Genomic DNA, 23584 nt, shown 5'->3' on the forward strand with positions numbered 1-23584 from the left:
TTGAACCGCATCACACCCTGCATTTTTTGCGAATCCATTTTCTCTCTTCCGGGACAGAAAGATGTAATAACTACCTCGCCATACACAAAACGGAACCCACGATGAAAAAAAACTTAGCCTGTTTTGCATTCCTGGCAGGAAGCCTGCTGACGGGATATGTCCCTGTACTGATTGCCGCACCGTTACCGCAAACCCCGGATACAAGTATCCCGGTGAGCCGCTACGTTACGGCGCTCAATCCGGATCACTCCATTACCTTCCGTCTCTTTGCGCCTGCCGCGAAGCAGGTTGCCGTGGTGACCGGCGCCACGCCGCTGAGCCAGCAATCGCATGACATGAAAAAGGACAGTGCCGGCATCTGGTCGTGGACCAGCGCGCCGATGAAGCCCAACCTGTATGAATACTATTTCGACGTAGACGGTTTCCGCACGCCGGATACCGGCAGCCGTTTCCCTAAACCGCAGCGCCAGGTGAACACCAGTATGATTCTGGTGCCGGGCAGTATTCTGGATGAGCGCAACGTGCCGCACGGCGATGTGCTGACCCTGACCTATCATTCCACCGCCCTGAAGTCGGAACGTCAGGTGTTTGTCTGGGCGCCGCCGGGTTACAAGGCCGATGATAAACCGCTGCCGGTGCTCTACTTCTATCACGGTTTTGGCGATACCGGACTGTCCGCCATTTCGCAACTGCGCCTGCCGCAGATCATGGACAACCTGCTGGCAGAGGGCAAAATCAAGCCGATGCTGGTGGTGGTGCCCGATACCGAAACCGACATCGTGCAGGCTATTCCTGAAAACTTCCCGCCTGCGGATCGTCGCAAAGACTTTTATCCCCTCAATGCCGCCGCTGCGGATAAAGAGTTAATGCAGGACATTATCCCGCTGGTGGAAAAACGCTTTACCGTGAGTCGCAAACCGGCTGACCGGGCGATTGCCGGGCTGTCCCAGGGCGGCTATCAGGCGCTGGTGTCAGGCATGACGCACCTGAGCGACTTTGGCTGGCTGGCCAGTTTTAGCGGCGTGACCACCAGTACCGTGCCTAATGAGGTCGTGACGCGTCAGCTGAGCCAGCCGCAGACCGTGAATAAACAGCTGAAAAACGTTACGCTGGTGGTGGGCGATAAAGATATCGTGACAGGCAAAGACATTGCCGGACTCAAAACCGAGCTGGAAAAGCAGGGCGTAACCTTCCATTACACCCAGTATCCGGGCTTAGGGCATGAGATGGACGTCTGGCGACCTGCATATGTGGAGTTTGTGCAGCAGCTGTTTAAACCCCAGCCGCACTAATCCCGGCTTCAACGCGGACCGCGCACAGGATGAGCAGGACATCCTGTGCGCATTCTCCCCAACGCGGCGGGAACGCTGCGGTTTCGTTGGCGGCGGATGGCGTCATGTCAGCCACGCGGTAAGCGCTTACGCATCACCCGCTGACCAAACGCATCACTGCCTTCTGCGACCCAACCATTTGCCTGATAAAACCCTTCCGCGTTCGAGCCGGGATCGGTGGTCAGTACGATGGCCTCCGCGCCCTGATCGATAAACCACTGTGTGATAGCGTTCAGCAGTTGTGTCCCGATGCCCTGTTTTTGATATTCAGGTTTAACAAACAGCCCGCCAATAAGCGGTTCGGGCGCATTGATCCCTAACCCGTAACCGGCATACTCACCGTCCACCTGGCAAATCCAGCCACCGCCCTGACGAATATCGTCGAGCGCTTGTTCGCGCTGTAAATAGTGGATTTGATGCGCGTGCAGGCGATTTTCCGTTACGGAAAAGCGTATTTCATATATTTCTTTAAGATGATGAGGTTCAAGTTTAGAAAATGAGAGGCGCATGGCAGCTCTGAATGAAAATGACGATGTCAGGTGGTCAAACAGTATCGCCTGAATAACGGCGTTTCAAGGCGTAAAACGTCATGGGGTGCCGCTTTTCTACAAATACCGTTTTTAATCTTGTTTTGTCATTTCGCTGGCATCCTGGCGTCATCGGCCTGCCAGTTTCATCTGTTTTACGCTGGACTTAATGCGGCGATGACCGGCGACCTGAGCCGTATTACTCCTTTCCCTTGTACTCTGAAAGGAATTAATAAAGGTATCCTGGCTGAGCCTGCATAACCTGACCACAATACGATCCAGACGTAACTGGAGTTTTTCAGTTTTCGAGTCTTCATTAAATAACAAGGGTTTAACGATCGATTTTTAAAGTTTGATAGGTTTAATCATAGACCAATCCGTTAAAATTCATTTGATTGATAGCTGGCGACGATCAATAATCGATCTTCTTTAATGCCGTTAATCAGAGCATGGGAATGGACATCCAGAATCTTGATAATAACAACCGTGCCTGGCGGTTCATTGCTGAGCCTATTGTAAACCTGAAATCTGAACGTATTGCCGTTGAAGTCTTAACCCGATTTGCCGCACCAGGGACGCCTTTTTTCCATATAAATAACATGCATAAAGAACAGAAAATAAGTCTCTTAAGAGACCAGTTGTTCTTGATTGATAAAAAAAGACATTTCTTTGAAAGTCACCAGTTGCTGTGTTCTGTAAATGTCGATGTAGAGATGGCTTTTGCGCTGCTGGAAGAACGGGATATTTACGAACTCGCCACAGCGCATTCTTTTCTGCGCATTGAAGTATCAGAAGACTTCCCCAATCTGGCGGAGGGGCTGAATAATCCCTTACTGCGAAAGTTATATAATCATTACACCTTATGGCTGGATGATTTTGGCAGTGCCTCTTCCCATTTCCCCTGTTTGCAAAAGGGATTATATGAGGCCGTTAAAATCGATAAGTTTTTTTTCTGGAAGCATCATAACAGCCCGCTCTGGAAGGATACCCTGATGCAAATTAAAGACTATTGTCAGTTTATTATTGTAGAAGGCGTTGAACAGGAAACTTACTTTCAGTTTGCTAAACCCTATGCCGCGGCATTCCAGGGCTACCTGTTTGACGCCATCAATTTTGAGGCATTGGGCTGAACAGCGCGTTTAGCCGTTAACCAGAAACGGCCGTTTCAGCCACTCCCGGCGCAATCCCACGCTTCACTACCCGGGCCGCCCGCACGCTGATAGCCTCTCTCGATGCATCCCGGCCCTGCCAAAGTAGGGTGACGTTCCCTCTCTGTCCTCACCCATTTTTACCGCCTTTTCATACCGCTTTCCTGCCCTCCGCTTTGCTGACGCAATATTGCAGCCGCCAACCGGAGGCCAACAGGCTATTCCATTAACGTGTTCAGCTAAATAAAAGGGAAGGGCGGGTAAAAACAGAAAGGATAAATTCGAGCGAACCTTACCGAATGATCCTCTTTTTTTATTACGGGTTTAATTAATTAAAACGAAGTTTATGCGAGAAGTCTCGCAGCGATTTGTTTAATTACACAGGAAGTATGATAATTATTGCGCACTATTATGTTTTTTTGCATATAGCCTGATGAATGTCTGTGTGGATAATGGCTGAATATCAAGACATTCAAAGGATGCTCATGCAATGGACAATAAAAATATCGTTTTTCTTGATTACGCTACCTTTCCCGGGAGTGTGAAGTTAAAAACGATTCATGGCGCGCATAATTTAATCTTGCACGCACGAACCTCACCGGAGCAATGCGCTGAACGCATTGCAAAGGCGGATGTGGTCATTACTAATAAAGTCAAGTTAACGTCAGAGCTGATCGCTCAGGCACCGGATCTTAAATTTATTGCGGTGGCTGCCACAGGTTTTGATGCGATTGATATCGACGCCTGCAAAGCCAGAAATATCCCCGTCGCGAATATTCGGGATTATGCGGTGGATACCGTACCTGAGCACACCTTTGCCTTGCTGTTCGCCCTGCGCCGCAGCATTACGGCCTATCATCAGGCCGTGCAGAAAGGACGCTGGCAGCAGGCAGGCCAGTTCTGTTTTTTCGACTACAGCATTAAAAATCTGGCCGGTTCGACTCTGGGCATTATTGGCGATGGCGTACTCGGTAAGCGAGTGGGCGAAATAGCGAAAAGTCTGGGAATGAAGGTGCTTTTTGCTGCGTATAAAGGGGTCAGTAATATGGGGCCGCTTTATACCGATTTTGACGAAGTGTTGAAAACCAGCGACATCTTATCACTTCATTGTCCGTTATTACCCTCAACGGAAAATATGATTACCGAAAATGAGTTTGCACTCATGAAGCCTGAGGTCCTGCTTATTAATACGGCACGCGGTGGCATCGTCAATGAAGAGGATTTATATCGTGCATTAATGACGCGGCGTATTGCCGGGGCCGCTTTTGATGTGGCAAAACATGAGCCGCCAGACAATGACGCGCCGATCATGAAACTCACGCAACTTCCGAACTTTATCTTAACGCCACATATTTCATGGGCCAGCCAGGAAGCGATTCAATCATTAGCCGACAAACTCATCGACAATATTAATGCCTGGCTGAGTGGCAAACCAATAAATATCGTTAACCCGTAGCACATAAAACACCAGGAGAATAATTATGTTTTTGGGAAAAGAAATCCGCTTAAAACGACTGCTAAATAAAAAATCAGGACGTCTGCTGGCCATCACCATGGACCATCCTATTACACGCGGCGTTTTACCCGGCATTGGCCCGATAAACGAGGTCATGGGCAAGGTTGTCGCCGGTAAACCCGATGCCATTACGATGCACAAAGGCATCATTGAAAAATCCTTTGCGCCTTATGCCGATTCCGATGTCTCCATCATCATGAAAGCCACCAGTTACTCCATTCCTTATCACGAGGCGTTTGATACGCCCGTTGCGGATGTAGACGAAGCGATTCGCTTTGGGGCAGACGCCATCTCGGTGGGTTGCATTCTGGGTGGGCCGGAACAGGCGAAGCAACTGACCTTTCTGGGGCAGATCACCAAAGCAGCAGGCTCGGCAGGGCTGCCGGTTGTCGCACACATCTATCCCAAAGGGCCGATGGTAGACAACCCTTTCGATGCCAAAAATCTGGCCTACTGCGTCCGCGCCGGTGCTGAACTGGGGGTGGATATCATTAAAACCCTGTGGTCCGGTTCTGCTGACACCTTTAAAGAGGTCGTGGCGTGCTGTCCGGCAATGGTGGCGTTGGCCGGTGGGGACATGGGTAAAGATCTGGTGAGCTTTTTGACCAACACCCGAAAAGCACTGGATATCGGCGTGGGCGGTGTCACCTATGGCCGCTTTGTCTGGCAGCACGACAACCCCACCGCCGTCGTTCGCGCACTGGACGCCATGATTAATGACGATTGCAGCGTAGACGAGGCGATCGCGGTTTACAAACAAGCCGGCGGCAACTAAGTCCGCGACAGCATAAATGAGGAAATCAGTATGAAAGCAGCAGTGCTATTCGAGGCCAACAAACTTGAAGTGATTCACGTTGATGCACCTAAAGCGGCGCAAGGTGAGTTGGTCATGCGTGTTAAATCAGCGGCTATCTGCGGTACAGACAGCCGCATCATAACCGGCAGAAAAACAAAAGGGGTACGTTTTCCTTCGGTTATCGGTCATGAGTTTGCCGGTGAAGTGGTTGATGTCGGGCAGGATGTCACTCACTTTGCGCTCTCGGATCGCATTGCTGTTGATCCTGTTATTCCTTGCCGTTCCTGTCTGTATTGTCGCAGTGGAAAAGAAAACGTCTGTCAGCACCGTCAGGCTATAGGTTACGAGTTTGATGGGGCTTTCGCTGAGTACGTCAAAATACCGGCCATTGCCCTTGAGGCCGGCAATGTTTTCAAACTACCCGACACCGTCTCTTATGATGCCGCCGCGCTGGCAGAGCCTTTAGCCTGCTGTATTAACGGGCAGAAAAACGTGGGTATCCATCTGGGTGATGTGGTGGTCATTATGGGCGCAGGCCCAATAGGGCTGATGCACGTCGCGCTGGCGAAGCTGTCAGGCGCATCGAAAATCATCGTCAGCGATCTCAATGAAAAAAGACGTCAGGTCGCCCTGCAATGCGGGGCCACCCAGGCCGTTGACGCCAGTCAGCAGGACCTGAAGGCCATTGTACTGTCTGAGACGGCCGGGCTGGGGGCAGATGTGGTGATCATGGCTATCGGCATTCCCGCGCTGGTTAATCCGTCGCTGGCATTACTGAGAAAAGGCGGTCGAGCCAATCTGTTTGCCGGTTTCTCAAAAGATGATACGGCCGATATTGATGTCAATCTGATCCACTACAACGAACTGGTGATTACCGGTGCCAGTGCGCTCAGCCGCGAAGGTTATGAAAAGGCTCTTGCGCTTATTTCATCGGGGCAAATAAACGTCGAAGCCTTAATTACGCACCGTTTTAGCTTATCGGAGATAAACGAAGCGCTCCGCCATGCGCAAAATGGCGATGCGGTGAAGATCATTATTCATAACGATTAACGTCAGCCAATGGAGGTCATAGCGATGGAAAAAGCCTTTCTTGGTATTGATGCGGGAAGCAGTGGCGTTAAAGTTTGCGCTTTTAATTTTCACGGAGAGTTGCTGGCTAAGGCCGCACGTGATGTCACCATTATATCGAAAACCGCCTTGAGCCATGAAATAGCCGTTGAGGAATACGGGTTACAGGTTGAAGACGCGATTAGAGAGGTAACGGCGCAAGTAAAGCATATTGTCTCGATTGGCTTCTCCGTCGCTTGTCCAACACTGGTCTTGCTGGATAAACAAGGTAAGCCCGTATGTAACGCGATCACTTATCTGGATGGGCGTTCAGAGGCGTTTATTAACCAAACGCTGGGAGACAAGAAAGAGTATGTCCGTTCATTAACGCATAACAGCCCCGGACCGTCTGCCTGTTGGGTGGGGACGCTGGGCTGGTTGCAGAAAGAGCAGCCGGAGTTAATGAAAAAAGTCCACAACGTCGTGCTGTTAAACGGCTATCTTGCGCTGCAACTCGGTGCGAAGAAAACGGGTATCGATCCCACGCAGGCGGCCTATTCTGGCGCGGTGGTGTTGTCTTCTGCACCAAAATGGTCGAGCGATCTTCTCAGGTTTTGGAAGTTTGACCATAACATCCTGCCGCCAATCTACCAGTGCACGTCAGTCGTGGGGCATATCACTGCAGCCGTCAGTCACAGAACCGGCTTAATGGAAGGTGTGCCTGTTATTCTTGGTTCTGCTGACACCGCGGCGGCGGCCTTTTCTGTAGGGCTTATCGATGGCGGGACGGCCTTTGAGTCGACCGGCACCTCGGGCGTCATCACCTTTTGCCTTGAAACGCCGAACTTCGACAGCCGTTTCATGAATCGTTACCACGTTGTGCCTAATCAGTGGCTGGCCCATGGCGCAATGTCCACCACCGGCGGCACCTTTGGCTGGCTCAATCAGGCCTTGTGGCCAGAAATGCAGGATATCGGCGAACTGGAAAAACTGGCCGCGATGTCTGCGCCTGGCGCTAACGGGTTGATTTATCTTCCTTACCTGGCGGGCGAGCGCAGCCCTTTATGGGACACGCGGGCTTCTGGCGCTTGGGTGGGGTTAAGACTGTCGCACAAACGAAACGATTTAATCCGCGCAGCAATGGAGGGAACCGCTTATGGCATGAAACAGATCCTGGAAATCGCTTATGAAAAGTGGGGCGTCAGGCTTGATGAAATTTTAAGTGTAGGGGGCGGTTCTCGTAATGCGTTATGGACGCAGATAAAGGCAGATATCCTCCATATTGAATATAACCTTGCCCAAACCAGTGATGCAGCAGCATTTGGTGCGGCAATGACAGGCGCAACCGGGGCCGGCTTTTTTTGCGGTATTAACGATCCCGACTTGCCGATATTAAAAACGGAAGAAGCCAGTTTTAAACCCAGTAATGATAAAAAACTGATCGACCTTTATCACAACCATTACCGTATTTACGATTCACTTTACCCGATGCTTAAATCAACCATGCATTCATTAGCGAGCAATAAAAACACACTGTAATTTTTTTTAAAATAATAACCAAACAGGAATCGTTATTTATAACGTCTCTTTATTTTTTCTTTTGCAAAAGGGAAAATTATGAAAACCTCTTCTCTGTCACAGGTAAAACCCGCCACGAATTTTCGCTGGGTGGTGCTGGCATTAATCTTTGCTGTTTATGCCGTGAATTATGCAGATCGTTCAAATATAGGTTCGGTATTACCTTTTATTACTGAAGAATTTAATATGACCAATTTCGAAGCAGGTCAAATTGCGAGTATGTTCTTCCTGGGTTATGCCATTTGCCAGATTCCAGCCGGTTTCCTGCTGGCTAAACGCGGTGTGCGTGGGATTGTCACGCTTTCCATCCTCGGTTTCTCGGCCTTTACCTGGTTAATCGGTACAGCGTCTTCGGCGCTTTCTATCAAATGGTTACGGCTCGGTCTGGGGGTTACCGAATCCCCAACGCCGGTCGGGTTAACATCAACCATTAACAACTGGTTTCCACCGAAAGAAAAGGCGACTGCAACAGGAATCTACATCGCTTCCACCATGTTTGCGCCTATCCTTGTACCGCCTTTAGTGGTGTGGATCTCTTTAACCTTTGGCTGGCGTTGGGTGTTTTTCCTGTTTGCCATTCCCGGGCTATTACTGGCCGTCATATGGTATTTCCTGGTCAAATCCAGACCGGAAGAGAGTAAATTTGTTTCTCCCAGTGAGCTGAAATATATCCGTGCGTCTGAAACAGAGTCCGGTGATGAGGTCACTATTGAGAATATTGTGCAACATAGCCGGTTTGCAACGCTGGATAAAATCATCAGGGTAAGGGAAATTAAGCCGCTTGATTCCGCCGCCAGGATTTTCCGGTCGCGCAATGTCTGGGGAAACACCATCGCCTATTTTATGATGGTCAGTATCATGTACGGTATTTTGACCTGGATTCCCTCTTATCTGGTGAATGAGAAAGGCTTCTCATTTGTCAAAATGGGCTTCGTCGCGGCCATGCCGTTCATCGGCGGATTTATTGGCTCTATTTTTGGTGGCTGGATCTCTGACAACATTTTTGGCCGACGTCGTAAGCCCACGATGATTTTCACTGCACTGGCGACCATTCTTATGATGGTGGTGATGATTCACGTGCCGCAGAGTACCGCTATGGTCGCGGGAGCCTTGTTTATGGTGGGGCTGTTACTCAACATTGGCTGGCCTTCATTTACCGCTTATCCAATGGGCGTTGTAGACCGGAAAAACTATCCTATCGCCATTTCACTGGTGAACAGCGGCGGTAATCTGGGCGGCTTTGTATCACCTATGGCAGCGGGTTATTTACTGGATAAAACCGGGCAATTTAGTTCAGTGTTTACGTATTTCGGTATCTGCGCGGTGATTGGTCTGGTGTTGCTGCTGATTATTGATGAGCCGAAGTAAGACTCACCGCCTGATAATGAAAGGCACAGTGATGTCTTTGCCCGTCAGCAAAGCAGAACATAACGTTGTGTCAGTCTCTGGCGCGCTGACCCGTTTACCGAATAGCCGGTGTGCGGTATGACAAGGCGGTTATGATGGCGCAGACGGTGTACGGACGCTGGCAAACCGCTTAATTCAGAAAGGCAGCATCGGGCACCGATCGGACACGCGCTGGTCGGTGCGCTTTTCATTTTGCCATTGATAAAAAGCAGCGCGGAGATTTTACCCTGTTCTGGCGTATCTGCGCCGGTGGTCGCCCGGGCAGGGAAAGCGTCTGTGCTGCCACGTACCGCCCTCATTTAATGGCTACAAGAACAGCCCCTCTTGTGATTTACGGCAATCGCGCGGGCTGCAACCGAACCAGCGGCGGAAGGCGCGCGAAAAGGCGCTCACTTCAGAGTAACCCAGCAGCAGCGCCATCTCGGAAACAGAAAGATGATGCTGTTTCAGATAATGGGTAGCCATCTCTTTGCGAACGCTGTCGACCAGTGCTGAAAAGCAGGTGCGCTCATCGCGCAAGCGCCGCTGCAACGACCAGGCGGATAAGCCCTGTTTTTCCGCAATGATTTCTAAAGACGGCTCTCCGTTCAGTAACTGAAGGTGGATGTCGGTTCGGGTCTGATTCACGGTGTCCTGACGGACGACGGGCGGGCTAAGCCGGCGGATGGCATCCTGCATGACCAGTAGCAGCATAGGATCATGATCCGGCATTTTTCGGTTCAGATCCGCTTTCGCGATGATCATCGAGTTAAAGGGTTGATCGAAGTAAACCGGTGCATCAAACACTTTGCAGTGTTCATGCCAGTGCTCCGGACGCGGATGCTCAAAATGCACTTCGCGCGGTGCCCAGTGGCGACCGGCGGCATGGCGGATCAGGTTGAGGAACATGCCCAGTGTCAGCTCGGCGTCCTGTCGGCGCATCAGGATCACACCATGACGTACCTGATAGTCCAGTTGCCAGCAGTCGCTGCGTTCTGTCAGCCGGATGCAGGTGTTGTGTTGGTGAAAGGGAAAAGCATTCACCACATTATGCAGGGCCTGTTCCAGCGTGGCGGAACACAATCCGATATAGCCAATCAGCCCCAGGGACTGTGGCCGGAACTGGTGACCGTACTGCAGACCAAAGTTGTCCACGCCAGCCTGGCTTGCGGCTTCCTCCAGCACCCGGCAGTAGCTGACCAAATCCAGACTCAGCGTGGGGCAGGCGAGCGTATCGGGATCGATCCCGCTGATCCCGAAAATGCGATCGACATCGCCGCCCTGTGCATTGATAAATTCGCCTAAGCCCGTTGCGGCGGCGGATAACACACCGCGATGGCCACTGCCTGCGCCGGAGATGGCCGTTAAAGCGGCTTCTGGAACTCTGATGGTCATCTTGTTTCCCGCAAAAAGTGAACGTCTTGTTATTCTGCAAAAAACATACCAGCTGGAATATCCGTGATAACAACCGCTTACCCGGTGCGCTTTTATTTTTGCACCGCAATCAGGCACTGCGACGGTGCGTTAAACGCCAATCGGCAGCGCAGCGCCTTCAAGATAACGATGACACAGCCGCACGGTGTGGCTGGCCCATTGGTGACCCAGGCTGCGCGCCATCTCGGTTTCACGGTGGGAAGCCACCCAGGCGGTAAGCTGGATGCGCCGCTGGATCAGCATGGCCGGGATCATCGCCAGTTCCTGATCGCTGATATGCGCGACCTGTTCATATCCCTTTAACCAGTTTTCTACCCACTGCGGCGCGCTCGGATGATGTTCAACAAAACTGATCGCGGCGGCAAGGTCGTGTAAGTACCAGCCCATGCCGCAATCATCAAAATCGATCACCCGGGTTTCACCTTTATCTACCAGCAGGTTTGTCAGACGCAGGTCTGCATGAATCAGCCCATAGCGCGCGGGTGACTGGCCAAAGTCCATCATCTGGCGGCGCACATGTTCCAGTGTTTCTTCCACTACCGCGTGCTCGGCGGCGGGTAAGCCTGCTACGTCACGCCAGTCTCCCCAATGGCCGGACGGAGAAACCATCGTATGATGATCCCAGATAATGCGGCGAAATCCCTGCGGCTTTTGCCATTGCCGACTGTGCTGGTGCAGACGGGCAGTGATGGCACCTAACTGGCGAAACGCTGCCGGATCGACGCTGTCGGTCAGCATATCGCCCTCTATCCAGTGGAACAGCACCGCATAGCGTTCGCCACCATCGGGCAGCGGCAGGATCTGAATGCGGTCACCTTGCCGATCTTCTACAGCGACGGGCACCATAATGTCTGCCGCCTGAAGTGCGTCCAGCCAGAGCAGCTCACTTTCAATATCCTGCTTCGCGTGATAATCGCCGCGGTGAATCCGTAACGCATAGCGGCCCTGCGGCGTGCTGACAGAAAGCGTGGCGTTTTCTGAGCGGCACAGCAGCCTGACCTCTGCCTGCGAACAGGCGGGATAGTTCATTAATGCCCGGTGGGCAAGCTGAAGGATGGTGTCGTTACTCAGCGTGTCATACTGTTTAATGCTCATGTCCGGCTCCCAGGTTTCTGCGTGTAGAGTCAGCATGGCGCTGAACCCTGTCTGCACGCTTGACCTGAAAGCAGAGGAAAATTGACTTTGGCAGGCACCTGGCGGCCTGGCCTGGGGCAAGTTGACCTTAAATCACGGCGTTCTGTTTTCTGCGGTCAAGTTTTTCCCTCCTCACTGTGTCCATCATCTACCCGACAGCTTTTGTGCAGCCTATTTTCCATTAACACAGACGGGGAACGCAGTGATGAAAGAGAAACTGAAACCCACCCTGGGCACCCTGCGACTCTGGGGCATCGCCGTGGGGCTGGTGATATCGGGTGAGTATTTCGGCTGGAGCTACGGCTGGGGCGCAGCAGGCACCCTGGGCTTTCTGGTTACGACATTTTTTGTTGCCGTCATGTATACCTGCTTTATCTTCAGCTTTACTGAACTGACAACGGCCATTCCTCAGGCAGGTGGCCCGTTTGCCTACAGCCGCCGGGCGTTCGGTGACACCGGCGGGCTGATTGCCGGTATCGCTACGCTGATCGAGTTTGTGTTTGCGCCTCCTGCTATTGCGATGGCGATCGGTGCCTATCTCAATGTGCAGTTCCCGGAGATCAATCCAAAGCTTATCGCCGTGTGCGCCTATCTGGTGTTTATGGGGCTGAATATCGTCGGCGTCAGCATCGCTGCCACCTTTGAGTTACTGGTCACGCTGCTTGCCGTGATTGAGCTGCTGGTCTTTATGGGCGTTGTGGCACCCGGCTTTAGTCTGGCGAATTTTGTCGCCCACGGCTGGGCTGGGCAAGAAACCTTCTCTGGGGCTTCTGTGTCCGGCATGTTTGCCGCGATTCCCTTTGCCATTTGGTTCTTTCTGGCGATTGAAGGTGTCGCGATGGCGGCAGAAGAGGCAAAAGACCCGCGCCGCACTATTCCTCGCGCCTATATCAGCGGCATTTTAACGCTGGTGGTTTTAGCGATTGGCGTGATGGTGTTTGCGGGCGGTGCAGGCGACTGGCGTACATTATCGGGCATCAACGATCCGCTGCCGCAGGCGATGAAAATGCTGGTCGGTAATGATTCACGCTGGATGCACATGCTGGTCTGGATTGGCTTATTCGGTCTGATTGCCAGTTTTCACGGCATCATCATGGGCTATTCGCGCCAGTTCTTTGCGCTGGCCCGTGAAGGCTATCTGCCGCCCGCTCTGGCGAAGCTGTCGCGGTTTAACACACCGCACCGTGCGATTCTGGCCGGTGGCGTGGTAGGGATTCTGGCCATTTTTTCTGACGGTATCAGCTTTCAGGGGATGAGCCTGACCGCTGCCATGATCACCATGTCGGTGTTTGGTGCGATTGTGATGTACATCATGAGCATGCTGAGCCTGTTTAAGCTGCGTCGCACGGCCCCTGGGCTGGAGCGCAGCTACCGCGCGCCGGGTTATCCGGTTATCCCCGCGATTGCCCTGTGCGGCTCGCTGATCTGCCTGGCGGCGATGTTGTGGTTTAACCCAGAGATTGGCGCGCTGTTCCTGGCCTTTATGGTCGTGGGTTACCTCTATTTCCTGACCACCCACTCCCGGCGCGGCACGATCGCGCAAACCTCTGTCGCGGCGGAGATCGACTAACGCAGACAGGCGCTGCCGCGCGCTGATGTGCGCCAGCGTCTGCATTGAACCTGAGGAGCAATGATGACGGTACGTTCAACCATTATGGATACCAACAGCTTTCGTGCAGAGAACGCGGAAGCGCTGGCCCCGGCGATTCGCCAGTTAACCGATAAACGCAGTAAGGTGCTGGGTGAGTCGTATCGGCTGTTTTATCGTAATCCCGTGCATCTGGTACGGGGACAGGGTCAGTATCTCTGGGACCAGGCGGGTAACCAGTACCTGGATATGTATAACAACGTCGCCAGCATCGGCCACTGCCATCCGGCGGTTGTGGAGGCCGTGCATCAGCAGATGATGCGGCTGAATACGCACACGCGCTATCTGCATGAGTCTATCCTGGAATATAGCGAACGAATTCTGGCAACGATGCCAGCGGCCATCGATCGGGCCATGTACATGTGTACGGGTTCCGAGGCGAACGATCTGGCAATACGCATGGCGCACGCCTGGAGCGGCGGCACGGGCATTATCGTTTCGAAAGAGGCCTATCACGGTACCAGTGCGCTTACGTCCGGCGTATCACCGGCACTGGGCAGCGGTCAGCCGCTGTCATCGCATACCCGACTGGTGGCATCGCCCGATTTTTATCGCATTCAGCCCGCCGATCAGGGTGCCTGGTTTGCCCACGAAATTCAGAAACAGATCGATGATATGGCCGCGCACGGTATCAAGTTTGCGGGGTTCCTGGCCGATTCGATTTTCTCTTCTGATGGGGTATTACCCGGCGAGCCTGGCTTTTTAAAGCAGGCGATTGAAGTGGTTCATCAAAACGGCGGGATTTTTATTGCCGATGAGGTTCAACCCGGTTTTGCCCGCACGGGGGAAGCATTCTGGGGATTTGCGCGCCACGGCGTGGTGCCTGATGTGGTAACGACGGGCAAGCCGATGGGTAACGGTATTCCCGTATCCGGTTTGATGGCGAAAGCGCCGGTTATGGCGGCCTTCAGTGATTCGCTGCCGTATTTCAATACGTTTGGCGGCAATCCGGTTTCAATGGCGGCGGCGCATGCGGTGATGGATGTGATTGAGCAGGAGGCACTTCAGGCACACAGCCTGAAAACCGGGCAAGCCTTGTTATCGGCCTTGCAGTCGCTTCAGGATAGTTATGCCTGCATAGGCGACGTGCGCGGCGCAGGCCTGTTTATCGGCTTTGAGCTGGTCACGGACAGAGAAACTAAGCAGCCAGACAAAAGGCTGGCGCTCGATCTGGTTGAGGCGCTGCGCGAGGAATGTGTGCTGACGTCTGTCGCCGGGCCTTACGGCAACGTGCTGAAGATCAGACCACCGCTCTGTTTCCAGACGGGCGATATCGACTGGGTGGTCAGTGCCATGGATCGCTGCCTGAGAAAACTGCAGGGATAAACCGTCGCCGGGCACAGGATGACAGTGTTATTAACTGCCCGGCGTATGGCCCGGCTGGCGGTGTGTCGGTGATTGGTGAGCGAAGAAAGCCCGACGCATGCCGGGCTCAGTCAGGTCAGCAAAACGGAATATTGTGTTAAATATTGAGGCTTTTAGTCTTATTTTAATTTAACTTAAAGGATTTAAGATGAGGTTAATTTAACAGGTGTGTATCTTGTTACGGGTTGAATATTATAATTTTTTTGTACTCAGCGTTTGCTAATGTTTTTTAATCAGGCCCTGGGAAAAGGCTTGAGATTGTTCAATCTGATTAATGTAAACTTCCTGCTTACGACGCGTGCTTGCGTTCTGATTCAATTTGCTTGCGCCATGCGCGATTATGCAAGCAGTAAGCAATCATGCGATAAAAAATCATGCTGTTAAGACATCTTAAACTCAATGCAATTAAAATGGTTCCAATGATTGAGGCTACCAAATGAGTGGTTTTTATCTCTGCACCGAGTAACGTGCCAAATGTGGTATATATAAAAAATAGCACGACTAACACGGTAGTGCTAAAGGCTAAGTAAACATAGCTTTTAAGTGCCCAGTAATGCCCTCTTGCTATCAGAATCATTAAAGGGTTTATGATGATGCAATATATAAAATCTGTGATTATTGTTCCTGTCAAAAAAGCATGTTCTGACCAGTTCATCCAATTTGAAATGCCATGCGAGAGAGAGGTTTGAGGAAGAGAAAAACTTATCAATGTGAGCATGACACTTGCTATTAGTGGAAGGCCCATAGTATGCCATCCAATCGGCACGTCCATCTCATCTGTCATATCTTCTTTAACTTCTTCTAACTTATTAATATCACCATTTTTTATTTTATTACCAATGGTAAGGCTGACGTTTAATGTCTTTTTTAACTGGCGTAGCATTTGTTATACCTATAAAGAGAAATGCTGGAGTATTAAAAAGATATTGCTTAGAATTAATGGGTTGTAGCATTTAAACAGCCATTATCATTCCCGTTTCTAAAGGTGTTTTTTACTTGAAGTTATGGGTTATAAAAAATAAAGTTGCTTTTATTATAAATTTCTCTTTAAATTTATAATAAAAACTAATGGGCGATTTTTCATTTTTTGAGATTGCTTGTGCTTTTCCTCTGAATTTCAAGCTGTTTTCGCCATATGCGATTGTGCAAATAGAAGGCATTGCTTTTATAAAACATTAGGCTATTTATGCATTTAAATGCAATAAGCATAAAGATAACGCCCAGGCAGGATGATAGAAAAGTTAAAGTCGAGGTGTTTTCACCAAACATGAGCGCCCATAGTGAATGACCAAGATATAAGAGTGCGACTGCGCTGGTGAAATACATAAGAGAGATATAAACTTTAAGCGCCGTGTAATTACCTCTCGCTATCAATGATAAAGATGGAAACATAATTAGACAATAAGGTAGTCCCGTGAGAATAATTCCTCCTAGTAAAGCATAATCAGGCCACCCCATAAAGGAAAATACAGCCTCCCAAATTAACGCCTGAGGCATTGCAAAACTAAGCAGAGTAAGAATGAAACTCACCACTAAAGGTAAACCCATAGTATGAAAACCTATGGGCTTTTCCATTAATTCTTTCATATCGTCTTTAATGTGTTCGAGCTCATCAAGATCGTTTGTTACCATTCTTTTAGTTGTACTTTTGCTAAGTTCTAAATTTTTTTTCAGTTGTATCAGCATAATATACACAATTAATTTGTAGAAAAAGATTGAATCATCCCAATCAAATATTTCCCAGATTGGGAAATAGTCTGGGGGTTTTTTATTGTGCCGGTAAGGGCACTGCCAACGAATGCTGAAGAGTTGACGAATGCTGAAGAAAGTTCCCGTTGCAAAGATTTTTGCAATGCTTCTGCAGGGTAACGCTTAGGATATATACCCGCTTTCATTACAGCTTTTATGCCTGCATTAGAGATGCCGGGATTTTGCGAACGTATTATTTCCTCAGTAATGCGCCGGCGTTCAGACCTGCTTAGTGATTTAAGCCAGTTAATTAAATTTCCTGAAGACGTGGTTGCTTTCATTAACTTATAAGTTTCTATGGTACTTTTTAATCCTGCACCCGCTCCGGCAAGAGAAATAATATCAAGTGCAGTAATCGTTGCCGTATACCATTCCTGAGAGTCAAACCATGTCAACGTTTCTTCTTTATCATTTGCAATTAAAAAAAGCCTTGCTGCGCCTACGAAGCATTGCAAGCCAGTGGCTACTCCGCCTGCTGTAATAACACCGGCAACAATACCAGATGCGCCTGCCGTGATGGGCACCGCTGCCGCTGCTCCTAATGCTAAGACAACTGTAGCAACGGCCGCACCGCATGAAAATGCCGTCGACGTAATTTCAGTTGCAAGCGAGGGCTTACTTAACGTATCTGTTAAGGTCTTCGCCGCCGTTTGCGGAATGACGGTTGGGACCTTAGTAATCACCACATGACTCACACTACTTCGGTTTGGCGAAGCGTAGCGGCGAGAAGGGCGAACAAGCCATTGTTCGCGGCCATCGGAATAGATGATGCCCACCTGACTAAAATCGCGCGTGCAATCCAGACGATTGGCCAGGGCGGTGAAATCAATGTCATCTGCGGACACCAGGCCCATCCGTCGGCCAAGGCCGTAATCCGGAAGGTTATTTGAATAGGATTCTGATAAGGCCATTAGCTCACTCCTTGCTGATGATGACCGGGTTATGAAGCGTCAAGGGTAAAGCGCAGCGGAAACGAATTAATTAGGAATAGTCTTAATGATCCATTAGAGCCATCAATGTGTCGATGTCGCCATCCATGCCAGTCATCCCTCTGTAAGAAGTTTGTGGCTTATCAAGTGATTAACCCTGCTTTACATTTCATGACAATGCAACCTTTTCATGCCGCGACTTATGCGCTGTCAGCCAGGTTATATCCGTTTTATCAACAAAACGCGTAGCACCAAAGCGACATAATTTGTTGCTTTAATGTAGCGGAAAGGTTTAAAACTATCGTGCAGGAATTAATCAAATGCTTGAGTTTTTTTAACCTCTCCTTTTACATTTATTTGGGATAAATAAAATCATGAAAAACAGGGTACTTGTTGCTTTTGCTCTCCTTGCGCTGAGTGGCTGTAGCACGATGTCTTCTAATGACGCCATTCCTCCCCTTCAGACCGAGACAGCAAAAATGCTGGGTCTGAGTTCTTCTGATGAGCTGACCGTAACCAACGTGTCCGCGACAAAACCAGATACGCTGGGATCTCAAATGCTGTCTTATCGTGCAACCACAGATAAAGGCCGTATTTTTGACTGTCAGTCTCAGATGATCCCCGGCATCCTGGGCCAGGAACCGGTCGTCACCGTGCCAAAATGTACGCCAGTTAAAGTACATAACTAAAAACCGTTTCCCTGCCTGTATTTCGGGCAGGGAATCTCCGTTTACCGGTTCGCCTTTCGCAATAAATCAAAGAAACACCCATCCCGTGGTTTCCTGTCTTGAACGCGCGTTTCTTTCAACGGTTGTACCCATTTTAGTGGCACGAACCCGATCTGAATATTCACGTTGCAATCGCTCAGCATCAGCAGCGTGAGATGTTTTCCCCTTCCCGAGCCGTCTTGCCGCCGCAAAGCACAGACGTTGCGTGAGTGACCAGGCATCCGTTTTGAGATCAACCGTGTTGATCCTGACTCAGCGCCTTCGTTAAGCCGCCTGCACGCAATCATCATCTTGTTTAACTTTTCTAATGCTTTTATGCCACTCTCTTCCTGATTGCCATCTCACAAGCAGGGCGCTCACCTGCCAGAAACTTATGTGGTAGGGCATGATAAATTCGCCATCGCCGTTAGTAGCGCCGTCGCGTGTTTTATTTGTAGCAATAAATCTACTCTATGCTTCAGTAGGCATTGGGTGTTTGAAGGCGTCCTGACGACATTGCCGGGCCGGTTTTTGATGGGAAACTAATGCATTCGGAGATGAGCGATCAGATCGGGGTTTTGCCTTCATAAAAAATTAACAAAAACCCCGTCATCAGGTGAGCATACGTTTAATAATCCTGCCTGATAATCCCTCACCTGAAATAATTCAGTCGCTCCCGTGATGAAAAGAAGAGAGGGTTCATGAACTTCCGATTCACCATGCTGGCGGCCAACAGACGGTTATTGCCTAACGTCTGGGATGCCGTGGCTTTTCCCCTGATTATCTGCCTGATTGCGATGGTGGCGGTGGGCTTTCATCAAACGCTGATGCCGATAGACAGTTTAAAAACGCAGGCGATCTCGCTCGATCCTTCTAATCTGCCAGAATATGCCATGCGCACCACTTTGCGCATGCTGGTGGCGATGCTGGCTTCACTGGTCTTCAGCCTGATTTACGGCACGCTGGCCGCCAAAAGCCGTCGCGCTGAAAAAGTGTTGGTGCCCATTCTGGATATCCTGCAGTCCGTGCCGGTGCTGGGCTATATCTCCTTTACTGTCACCTTCTTTATTGCGCTCTTTCCGGGGCAGGTGCTGGGTGTTGAGCTGGCGGCCATCTTTGCCCTGTTCACCAGTCAGGCCTGGAATATGACCTTTAGCTTTTATCAGTCGCTACGCACGGTGCCAGCCGACCTGGTTGAAGTGTCGCGCGGCTTCCATCTGACCGGATGGCAGCGTTTCTGGAAGCTGGATGCGCCTTTTGCCGTGCCAGGGCTGGTCTGGAACATGATGATGTCGATGTCAGGCGGCTGGTTCTTTATTGTCGCCTCTGAAGCGATTACCGTGGGCAATAACACCTTTACCTTGCCCGGCGTGGGTGGCTACCTGGCGCAGGCTATTCTGCATAAAGACATTCACGCAGTGGGCTGGGTATTACTGACCATGGTGATTGTGATTCTGGCTTATGATCAGCTGCTGTTCAGGCCGCTGGTCGCCTGGGCGGATAAATTCCGTATGGAAAACACGCGTTCAGGCAATGCACCCACATCATGGGTGCGTGACCTGATGCGCAGGACGCGTCTGATTCACCAAATCTTTACGCCATTACGGCTGCTGCTGTCAGCGCTGGCGCGTATCTCGTGGCGCTGGCCAGCAAGGGGACCGGTACGTACTGAGAGCCGTACGCAACGCGCCTCGCGGTGGGGTGACATGGTCTGGGGTGCCTTTGTGATCTTACTGACCCTGTATGTGGTTTACCGGGTCATCACTTATGTTCAACTCGGCGTCACGCTCGAAGAGGTGAAACACGTCTTTACGCTGGGGCTGATTACCTTATTACGTGTGACGATACTGATCCTGATTTCGTCGCTGGTATGGGTACCGCTGGGCGTCATGATCGGCCTGCGGCCTGCCCTGGCGGGGAAAATCCAGCCGGTCGCCCAGTTCCTCGCGGCCTTCCCGGCAAACCTGATGTTTCCCGTATTCGTGATTATGATTGTGCATTTCCATCTTAATCCGGACATCTGGCTGTCACCGCTCATCGTGCTGGGCACCCAGTGGTACATTCTGTTCAACGTCGTGGCGGGGACCACGGCGTTTCCCAATGACTATAAAGAGGCCGCAGCGAACTTTCACATCCGCGGCTGGCAATGGTGGCGTCAGGTGATGTTACCCGGCATTTTTCCTTACTACATTACAGGGGCGATTACCGCCTCCGGAGGCGCGTGGAATGCCAGCATCGTGTCTGAATTTGTGCAGTGGGGAAATACTCAGGTCACGGCGCACGGTTTAGGTGCTTATATTGCACAAACAACCGCCGCCGGCGACTTTCCCAAAATCATTCTGGGGATCGCGGTGATGTCGCTGTTTGTCACCCTGTTCAACCGTCTGCTGTGGCGACCACTGTACGTGTACGCCGAATCAAAATTCCGTGCTAATTAAGGGACACCTGATGTTAAACAACCCATCCACACTGAACGCAGACGTGTCGAACAGAAAACCAGAAGGGCGCAAAGCGGTCCTGTCGGTAAAAGGCATTAAGCACGGTTACGATAAAACGCATGGCGAAGTGCTGATCCTCGATGACGTCAATCTCACCCTGCAGGAAGGGGAGATTGTCGCTCTGCTGGGCCGCTCCGGTTCAGGAAAATCGACACTGCTGCGCATCATTTCGGGCCTGATTACGCCGGGTTCCGGTTCAGTCGAGTATCTGGGCAAGCCGCTCAACGGGCCAGCCAAAGGCGTCGCAATGGTGTTTCAGACCTTTGCGCTGTTTCCCTGGTTGACGGTGCTGCAAAACGTGGAAGCTGGCCTTGAGGCGCTGGGCGTGGAAAAAGCGGAACGCAGGAAACGCGCGCTGGCGGCCATCGACCTGATCGGTCTGGACGGTTTTGAAAACGCCTATCCGCGCGAGCTGTCCGGCGGGATGCGCCAGCGTGTCGGCTTTGCGCGCGCGCTGGTGGTCGATCCCACACTGTTATTGATGGATGAGCCTTTCTCTGCGCTGGACGTATTAACCGCCGAAACGTTACGTACCGATTTACTCGATTTGTGGAACGAAGGCCAGATGCCGATGAAGTCGGTGCTTATCGTCACCCACAACATCGAAGAAGCTGTTTTTATGTGCGACCGTATTCTGGTGCTGTCGTCTAACCCCGGACGTGTGGTCGCGGAAATCAAGGTTCCTTTTGGTCATCCCCGCAATCGCCTGGACCCTGCGTTCCGTCGTCTGGTCGATGATGTGTACACCCAGATGACGGCCAGACCAACCAGCGATAACGTGAAAAAGAGCCTCAGGCTGGGCACACGTCTGCCTCACGTATCGACTAACCTGATGGCCGGCCTGATTGAAACCCTCGCGGCCGCGCCCTATCACGGTCGTGCAGACATGCCAGATGTGGCCCGTTCGCTGCATCTGGAGGTGGATGAGCTGTTCCCGATAGCCGAGGTGCTGCAGTCGCTGGGCTTTGCCGACGTGCGGGAAGGGGACATTTTTCTGACACCGCCCGCCCGGGTTTTTGCCGAGTCGGATACGCAGCAGCGCAAAATCATGTTTGCCGATCATCTGCTGCGTTATGTACCGCTGGCGGCCTTGATTAAAACTGTTCTGGATGAGCGCCCGGGCCATCGTGCACCGCGCGTGCGCTTTGAGCAGGAGCTGGAAGACTCGCTGGCTGACAGCGCCGCCAAAGAGACCCTGGACAGCGTGATCAACTGGGGCCGCTATGCGGAGATCTTCTCTTATAATGATCAGACCGAATTCTTCAGTCTGGAAGACGTTGAGTTCTGATCCCGTTCGCTCAGTGAAACGTGGCTATTCACGGTTTACACCATCCCGATTTTCAGCGCGGGATGGTGCCTGAAAGATTCTCAAGGTTAAAAATCCCTCCTGACGCATCAAGATGCCGCATTTTATACTGTCCCTCTCTCCCGGATATAAATAGCTTACTACTGTAATTAATAATTATAATTAATTGCCTGCACTCTCAAAACCAGTCATTTAATTGGGCAATTCTTATATTTTTTCTGTTTTTGTTTTTCAAAAAAATAAAGAGTTATCAGTGTTTAATTCTATTATGTAGTTATTATTTTGATCCTGAAAATTAAGTATTGATAATTTATTATTTATTAATATTTCATGATCGAATTAATATCTGTGAGTTAGGCGATATTTAAATAATTATAATTAGGTCCTTTTTTAACTACAGGAGTAAGACTATTTTGATGCCCTGATGAAATGAAGGTTTAGACATGAAAGATGACAAGATTTTAATATTGCGTACCTGTGCTAATAATATGGCCGATCACGGCGGAATCATCTGGCCCTTGAGCGGTATCGTGGAGTGCAAATACTGGAAGCCTGTCAAAGGCTTTGAGAACGGGCTGACGGGACTGGCCTGGGGAAAAGGATCGGATTCACCGCTAAGCCTGCATGCCGATGCCAGGTGGGTTGTCGCTGAAGTCCCTTTCGATGAATGTATCGCGATAGAAACCCATGGCTGGGTTAAATTTCCCCGTGCTGAGGTTCTTCACGTCGGAACGAAAACCAGTGCAATGCAATTTATCCTGCACCATCACGCTGATTATATTGCCAGTACGGAAACGCAGGCCGGATCGGTTATTCCTGATGTCGCTTCAGAAATAAAGGCAGGGGAGCGATCGCTGCCCGTAGTCGATGATATTGATGCAACCATCGAATCAGGCAGCACTCAGCCGACGCAAAAAATTGAAATCGGAACCTATGGCAGTACGCTCAGCGGCACGCATCAGAGTCAGCTGATCGCCGGGTATGGCAGTACCGAGACGGCGGGCGATAACAGCACATTAATTGCCGGTTATGGCAGCACCGGTACGGCGGGGGCAGACAGCGCATTAGTCGCAGGCTACGGCAGCACCCAGACCGCCGGGGAAGAGAGCAGTCAAATGGCGGGTTACGGCAGTACGCAGACCGGCCTGAAAGGCAGCGATCTCACCGCCGGTTACGGCAGCACCGGCACGGCGGGGGATGACAGCTCATTGATCGCCGGTTACGGCAGTACCCAGACGGCAGGGGAAGACAGCTCGCTGACGGCGGGTTACGGCAGCACCCAGACCGCGCAGAAGGGCAGCGATCTCACCGCCGGTTATGGCAGCACCGGTACGGCGGGGTCCGACAGTTCGTTGATCGCAGGCTATGGCAGCACCCAGACGGCCGGGGAAGAGAGCAGCCAGACGGCGGGTTACGGCAGCACGCAGACCGCGCAGAAAGGCAGCGATCTCACCGCCGGTTACGGCAGCACCGGTACGGCGGGGG

Annotated in this window: 18 protein-coding genes and 1 pseudogene; 13 read left to right on the top strand and 6 right to left on the bottom strand. The window is 51.1% G+C overall.

What is annotated here, in order from left to right; all coding sequences use genetic code 11:
- Nucleotides 1-101 precede the first annotated feature (101 nt).
- Complete coding sequence (locus CMR03_RS10855; RefSeq protein WP_096011519.1) at nucleotides 102-1292, top strand: alpha/beta hydrolase-fold protein; 1191 nt, start codon at nucleotides 102-104, stop codon at nucleotides 1290-1292.
- Between the two features lie 107 nt (nucleotides 1293-1399).
- Here CMR03_RS10855 and CMR03_RS10860 read toward each other — a convergent pair whose 3' ends face one another.
- Entirely contained in the window at nucleotides 1400-1840 is a 441-nt protein-coding gene (locus tag CMR03_RS10860; RefSeq protein ID WP_063878270.1) for a GNAT family N-acetyltransferase, read from the bottom strand.
- A gap of 473 nt (nucleotides 1841-2313) precedes the next feature.
- Here CMR03_RS10860 and CMR03_RS10870 point away from each other — a divergent pair, with 473 nt between their 5' ends.
- The 6 genes from CMR03_RS10870 to CMR03_RS10895 all read left to right on the top strand — a co-directional run bounded on the left by CMR03_RS10870 (nucleotide 2314) and on the right by CMR03_RS10895 (nucleotide 9311).
- Nucleotides 2314-2988, top strand: coding sequence for an EAL domain-containing protein (locus CMR03_RS10870; protein WP_241567456.1), 675 nt, complete (start codon nucleotides 2314-2316; stop codon nucleotides 2986-2988).
- 508 nt (nucleotides 2989-3496) lie between these two features.
- Nucleotides 3497-4462 carry a D-2-hydroxyacid dehydrogenase gene (locus CMR03_RS10875; RefSeq protein WP_063878273.1) on the top strand — a complete coding sequence of 322 codons (966 nt, stop codon included), beginning with the start codon at nucleotides 3497-3499 and terminating at the stop codon, nucleotides 4460-4462.
- 25 nt (nucleotides 4463-4487) lie between these two features.
- A complete protein-coding gene (locus CMR03_RS10880) occupies nucleotides 4488-5297 on the top strand; it encodes a class I fructose-bisphosphate aldolase (protein ID WP_096011523.1) in 810 nt (269 codons plus the stop codon).
- 30 nt (nucleotides 5298-5327) lie between these two features.
- Nucleotides 5328-6368, top strand: coding sequence for a zinc-dependent dehydrogenase (locus CMR03_RS10885; RefSeq protein WP_217268292.1), 1041 nt, complete (start codon nucleotides 5328-5330; stop codon nucleotides 6366-6368).
- A 24-nt stretch (nucleotides 6369-6392) separates the two neighbouring features.
- Entirely contained in the window at nucleotides 6393-7904 is a 1512-nt protein-coding gene (locus CMR03_RS10890; RefSeq protein WP_244181370.1) for a xylulokinase, read from the top strand.
- A 78-nt stretch (nucleotides 7905-7982) separates the two neighbouring features.
- Entirely contained in the window at nucleotides 7983-9311 is a 1329-nt protein-coding gene (locus CMR03_RS10895) for an MFS transporter (RefSeq protein ID WP_096011526.1), read from the top strand.
- 345 nt (nucleotides 9312-9656) lie between these two features.
- On the opposite strand, the gene qhpR is transcribed toward CMR03_RS10895, so the two are convergent.
- Both qhpR and CMR03_RS10910 read right to left on the bottom strand, forming a co-directional pair.
- Nucleotides 9657-10724 carry an AraC-like transcriptional regulator QhpR gene (qhpR, locus tag CMR03_RS10905; protein ID WP_063878278.1) on the bottom strand — a complete coding sequence of 356 codons (1068 nt, stop codon included), beginning with the start codon at nucleotides 10722-10724 and terminating at the stop codon, nucleotides 9657-9659.
- Between the two features lie 129 nt (nucleotides 10725-10853).
- On the bottom strand, nucleotides 10854-11858 hold the full coding sequence (locus CMR03_RS10910; protein ID WP_096011543.1) for a phosphotransferase enzyme family protein: 1005 nt from the start codon (nucleotides 11856-11858) through the stop codon (nucleotides 10854-10856).
- A gap of 244 nt (nucleotides 11859-12102) precedes the next feature.
- Between CMR03_RS10910 and eat the strand changes: the two genes are divergently transcribed.
- Together eat and CMR03_RS10920 are read left to right on the top strand one after the other, a co-directional pair.
- Nucleotides 12103-13467 (top strand): ethanolamine permease, encoded by a 1365-nt coding sequence (eat, locus tag CMR03_RS10915; RefSeq protein WP_063878279.1) that lies wholly within the window; start codon nucleotides 12103-12105, stop codon nucleotides 13465-13467.
- A gap of 63 nt (nucleotides 13468-13530) precedes the next feature.
- Nucleotides 13531-14871, top strand: a complete 1341-nt coding sequence (locus CMR03_RS10920; protein WP_096011528.1) for an aspartate aminotransferase family protein — start codon at nucleotides 13531-13533, stop codon at nucleotides 14869-14871.
- A 328-nt stretch (nucleotides 14872-15199) separates the two neighbouring features.
- On the opposite strand, the gene CMR03_RS10925 is transcribed toward CMR03_RS10920, so the two are convergent.
- The 3 genes from CMR03_RS10925 to ssp4 form a co-directional block, all read right to left on the bottom strand.
- Nucleotides 15200-15793 (bottom strand): hypothetical protein, encoded by a 594-nt coding sequence (locus CMR03_RS10925; RefSeq protein WP_096011529.1) that lies wholly within the window; start codon nucleotides 15791-15793, stop codon nucleotides 15200-15202.
- Nucleotides 15794-15990: 197 nt separating this feature from the next.
- Nucleotides 15991-16596 carry a hypothetical protein gene (locus tag CMR03_RS10930; RefSeq protein WP_096011530.1) on the bottom strand — a complete coding sequence of 202 codons (606 nt, stop codon included), beginning with the start codon at nucleotides 16594-16596 and terminating at the stop codon, nucleotides 15991-15993.
- 11 nt (nucleotides 16597-16607) lie between these two features.
- On the bottom strand, nucleotides 16608-17570 hold the full coding sequence (gene ssp4 / locus CMR03_RS10935) for an Ssp4 family T6SS effector (RefSeq protein ID WP_096011531.1): 963 nt from the start codon (nucleotides 17568-17570) through the stop codon (nucleotides 16608-16610).
- Between the two features lie 392 nt (nucleotides 17571-17962).
- Between ssp4 and CMR03_RS10940 the strand changes: the two genes are divergently transcribed.
- The 4 genes and pseudogenes from CMR03_RS10940 to CMR03_RS10955 form a co-directional block, all read left to right on the top strand.
- Complete coding sequence (locus tag CMR03_RS10940) at nucleotides 17963-18277, top strand: hypothetical protein (protein ID WP_063878283.1); 315 nt, start codon at nucleotides 17963-17965, stop codon at nucleotides 18275-18277.
- Nucleotides 18278-18996: 719 nt separating this feature from the next.
- Nucleotides 18997-20733, top strand: a complete 1737-nt coding sequence (locus CMR03_RS10945; protein WP_096011532.1) for an ABC transporter permease — start codon at nucleotides 18997-18999, stop codon at nucleotides 20731-20733.
- Nucleotides 20734-20743: 10 nt separating this feature from the next.
- The gene (locus CMR03_RS10950) at nucleotides 20744-22081 is read left to right on the top strand and encodes an ABC transporter ATP-binding protein (protein ID WP_063878285.1); all 1338 of its coding nucleotides are present in this window, start codon (nucleotides 20744-20746) and stop codon (nucleotides 22079-22081) included.
- Between the two features lie 461 nt (nucleotides 22082-22542).
- Nucleotides 22543-23584 (top strand): annotated as a pseudogene (locus tag CMR03_RS10955) (Ice nucleation protein); the annotation flags it as partial.

The sequence above is a fragment of the Pantoea allii genome (assembly GCF_002307475.1).
In the GTDB taxonomy this organism is placed as follows: domain Bacteria; phylum Pseudomonadota; class Gammaproteobacteria; order Enterobacterales; family Enterobacteriaceae; genus Pantoea; species Pantoea allii.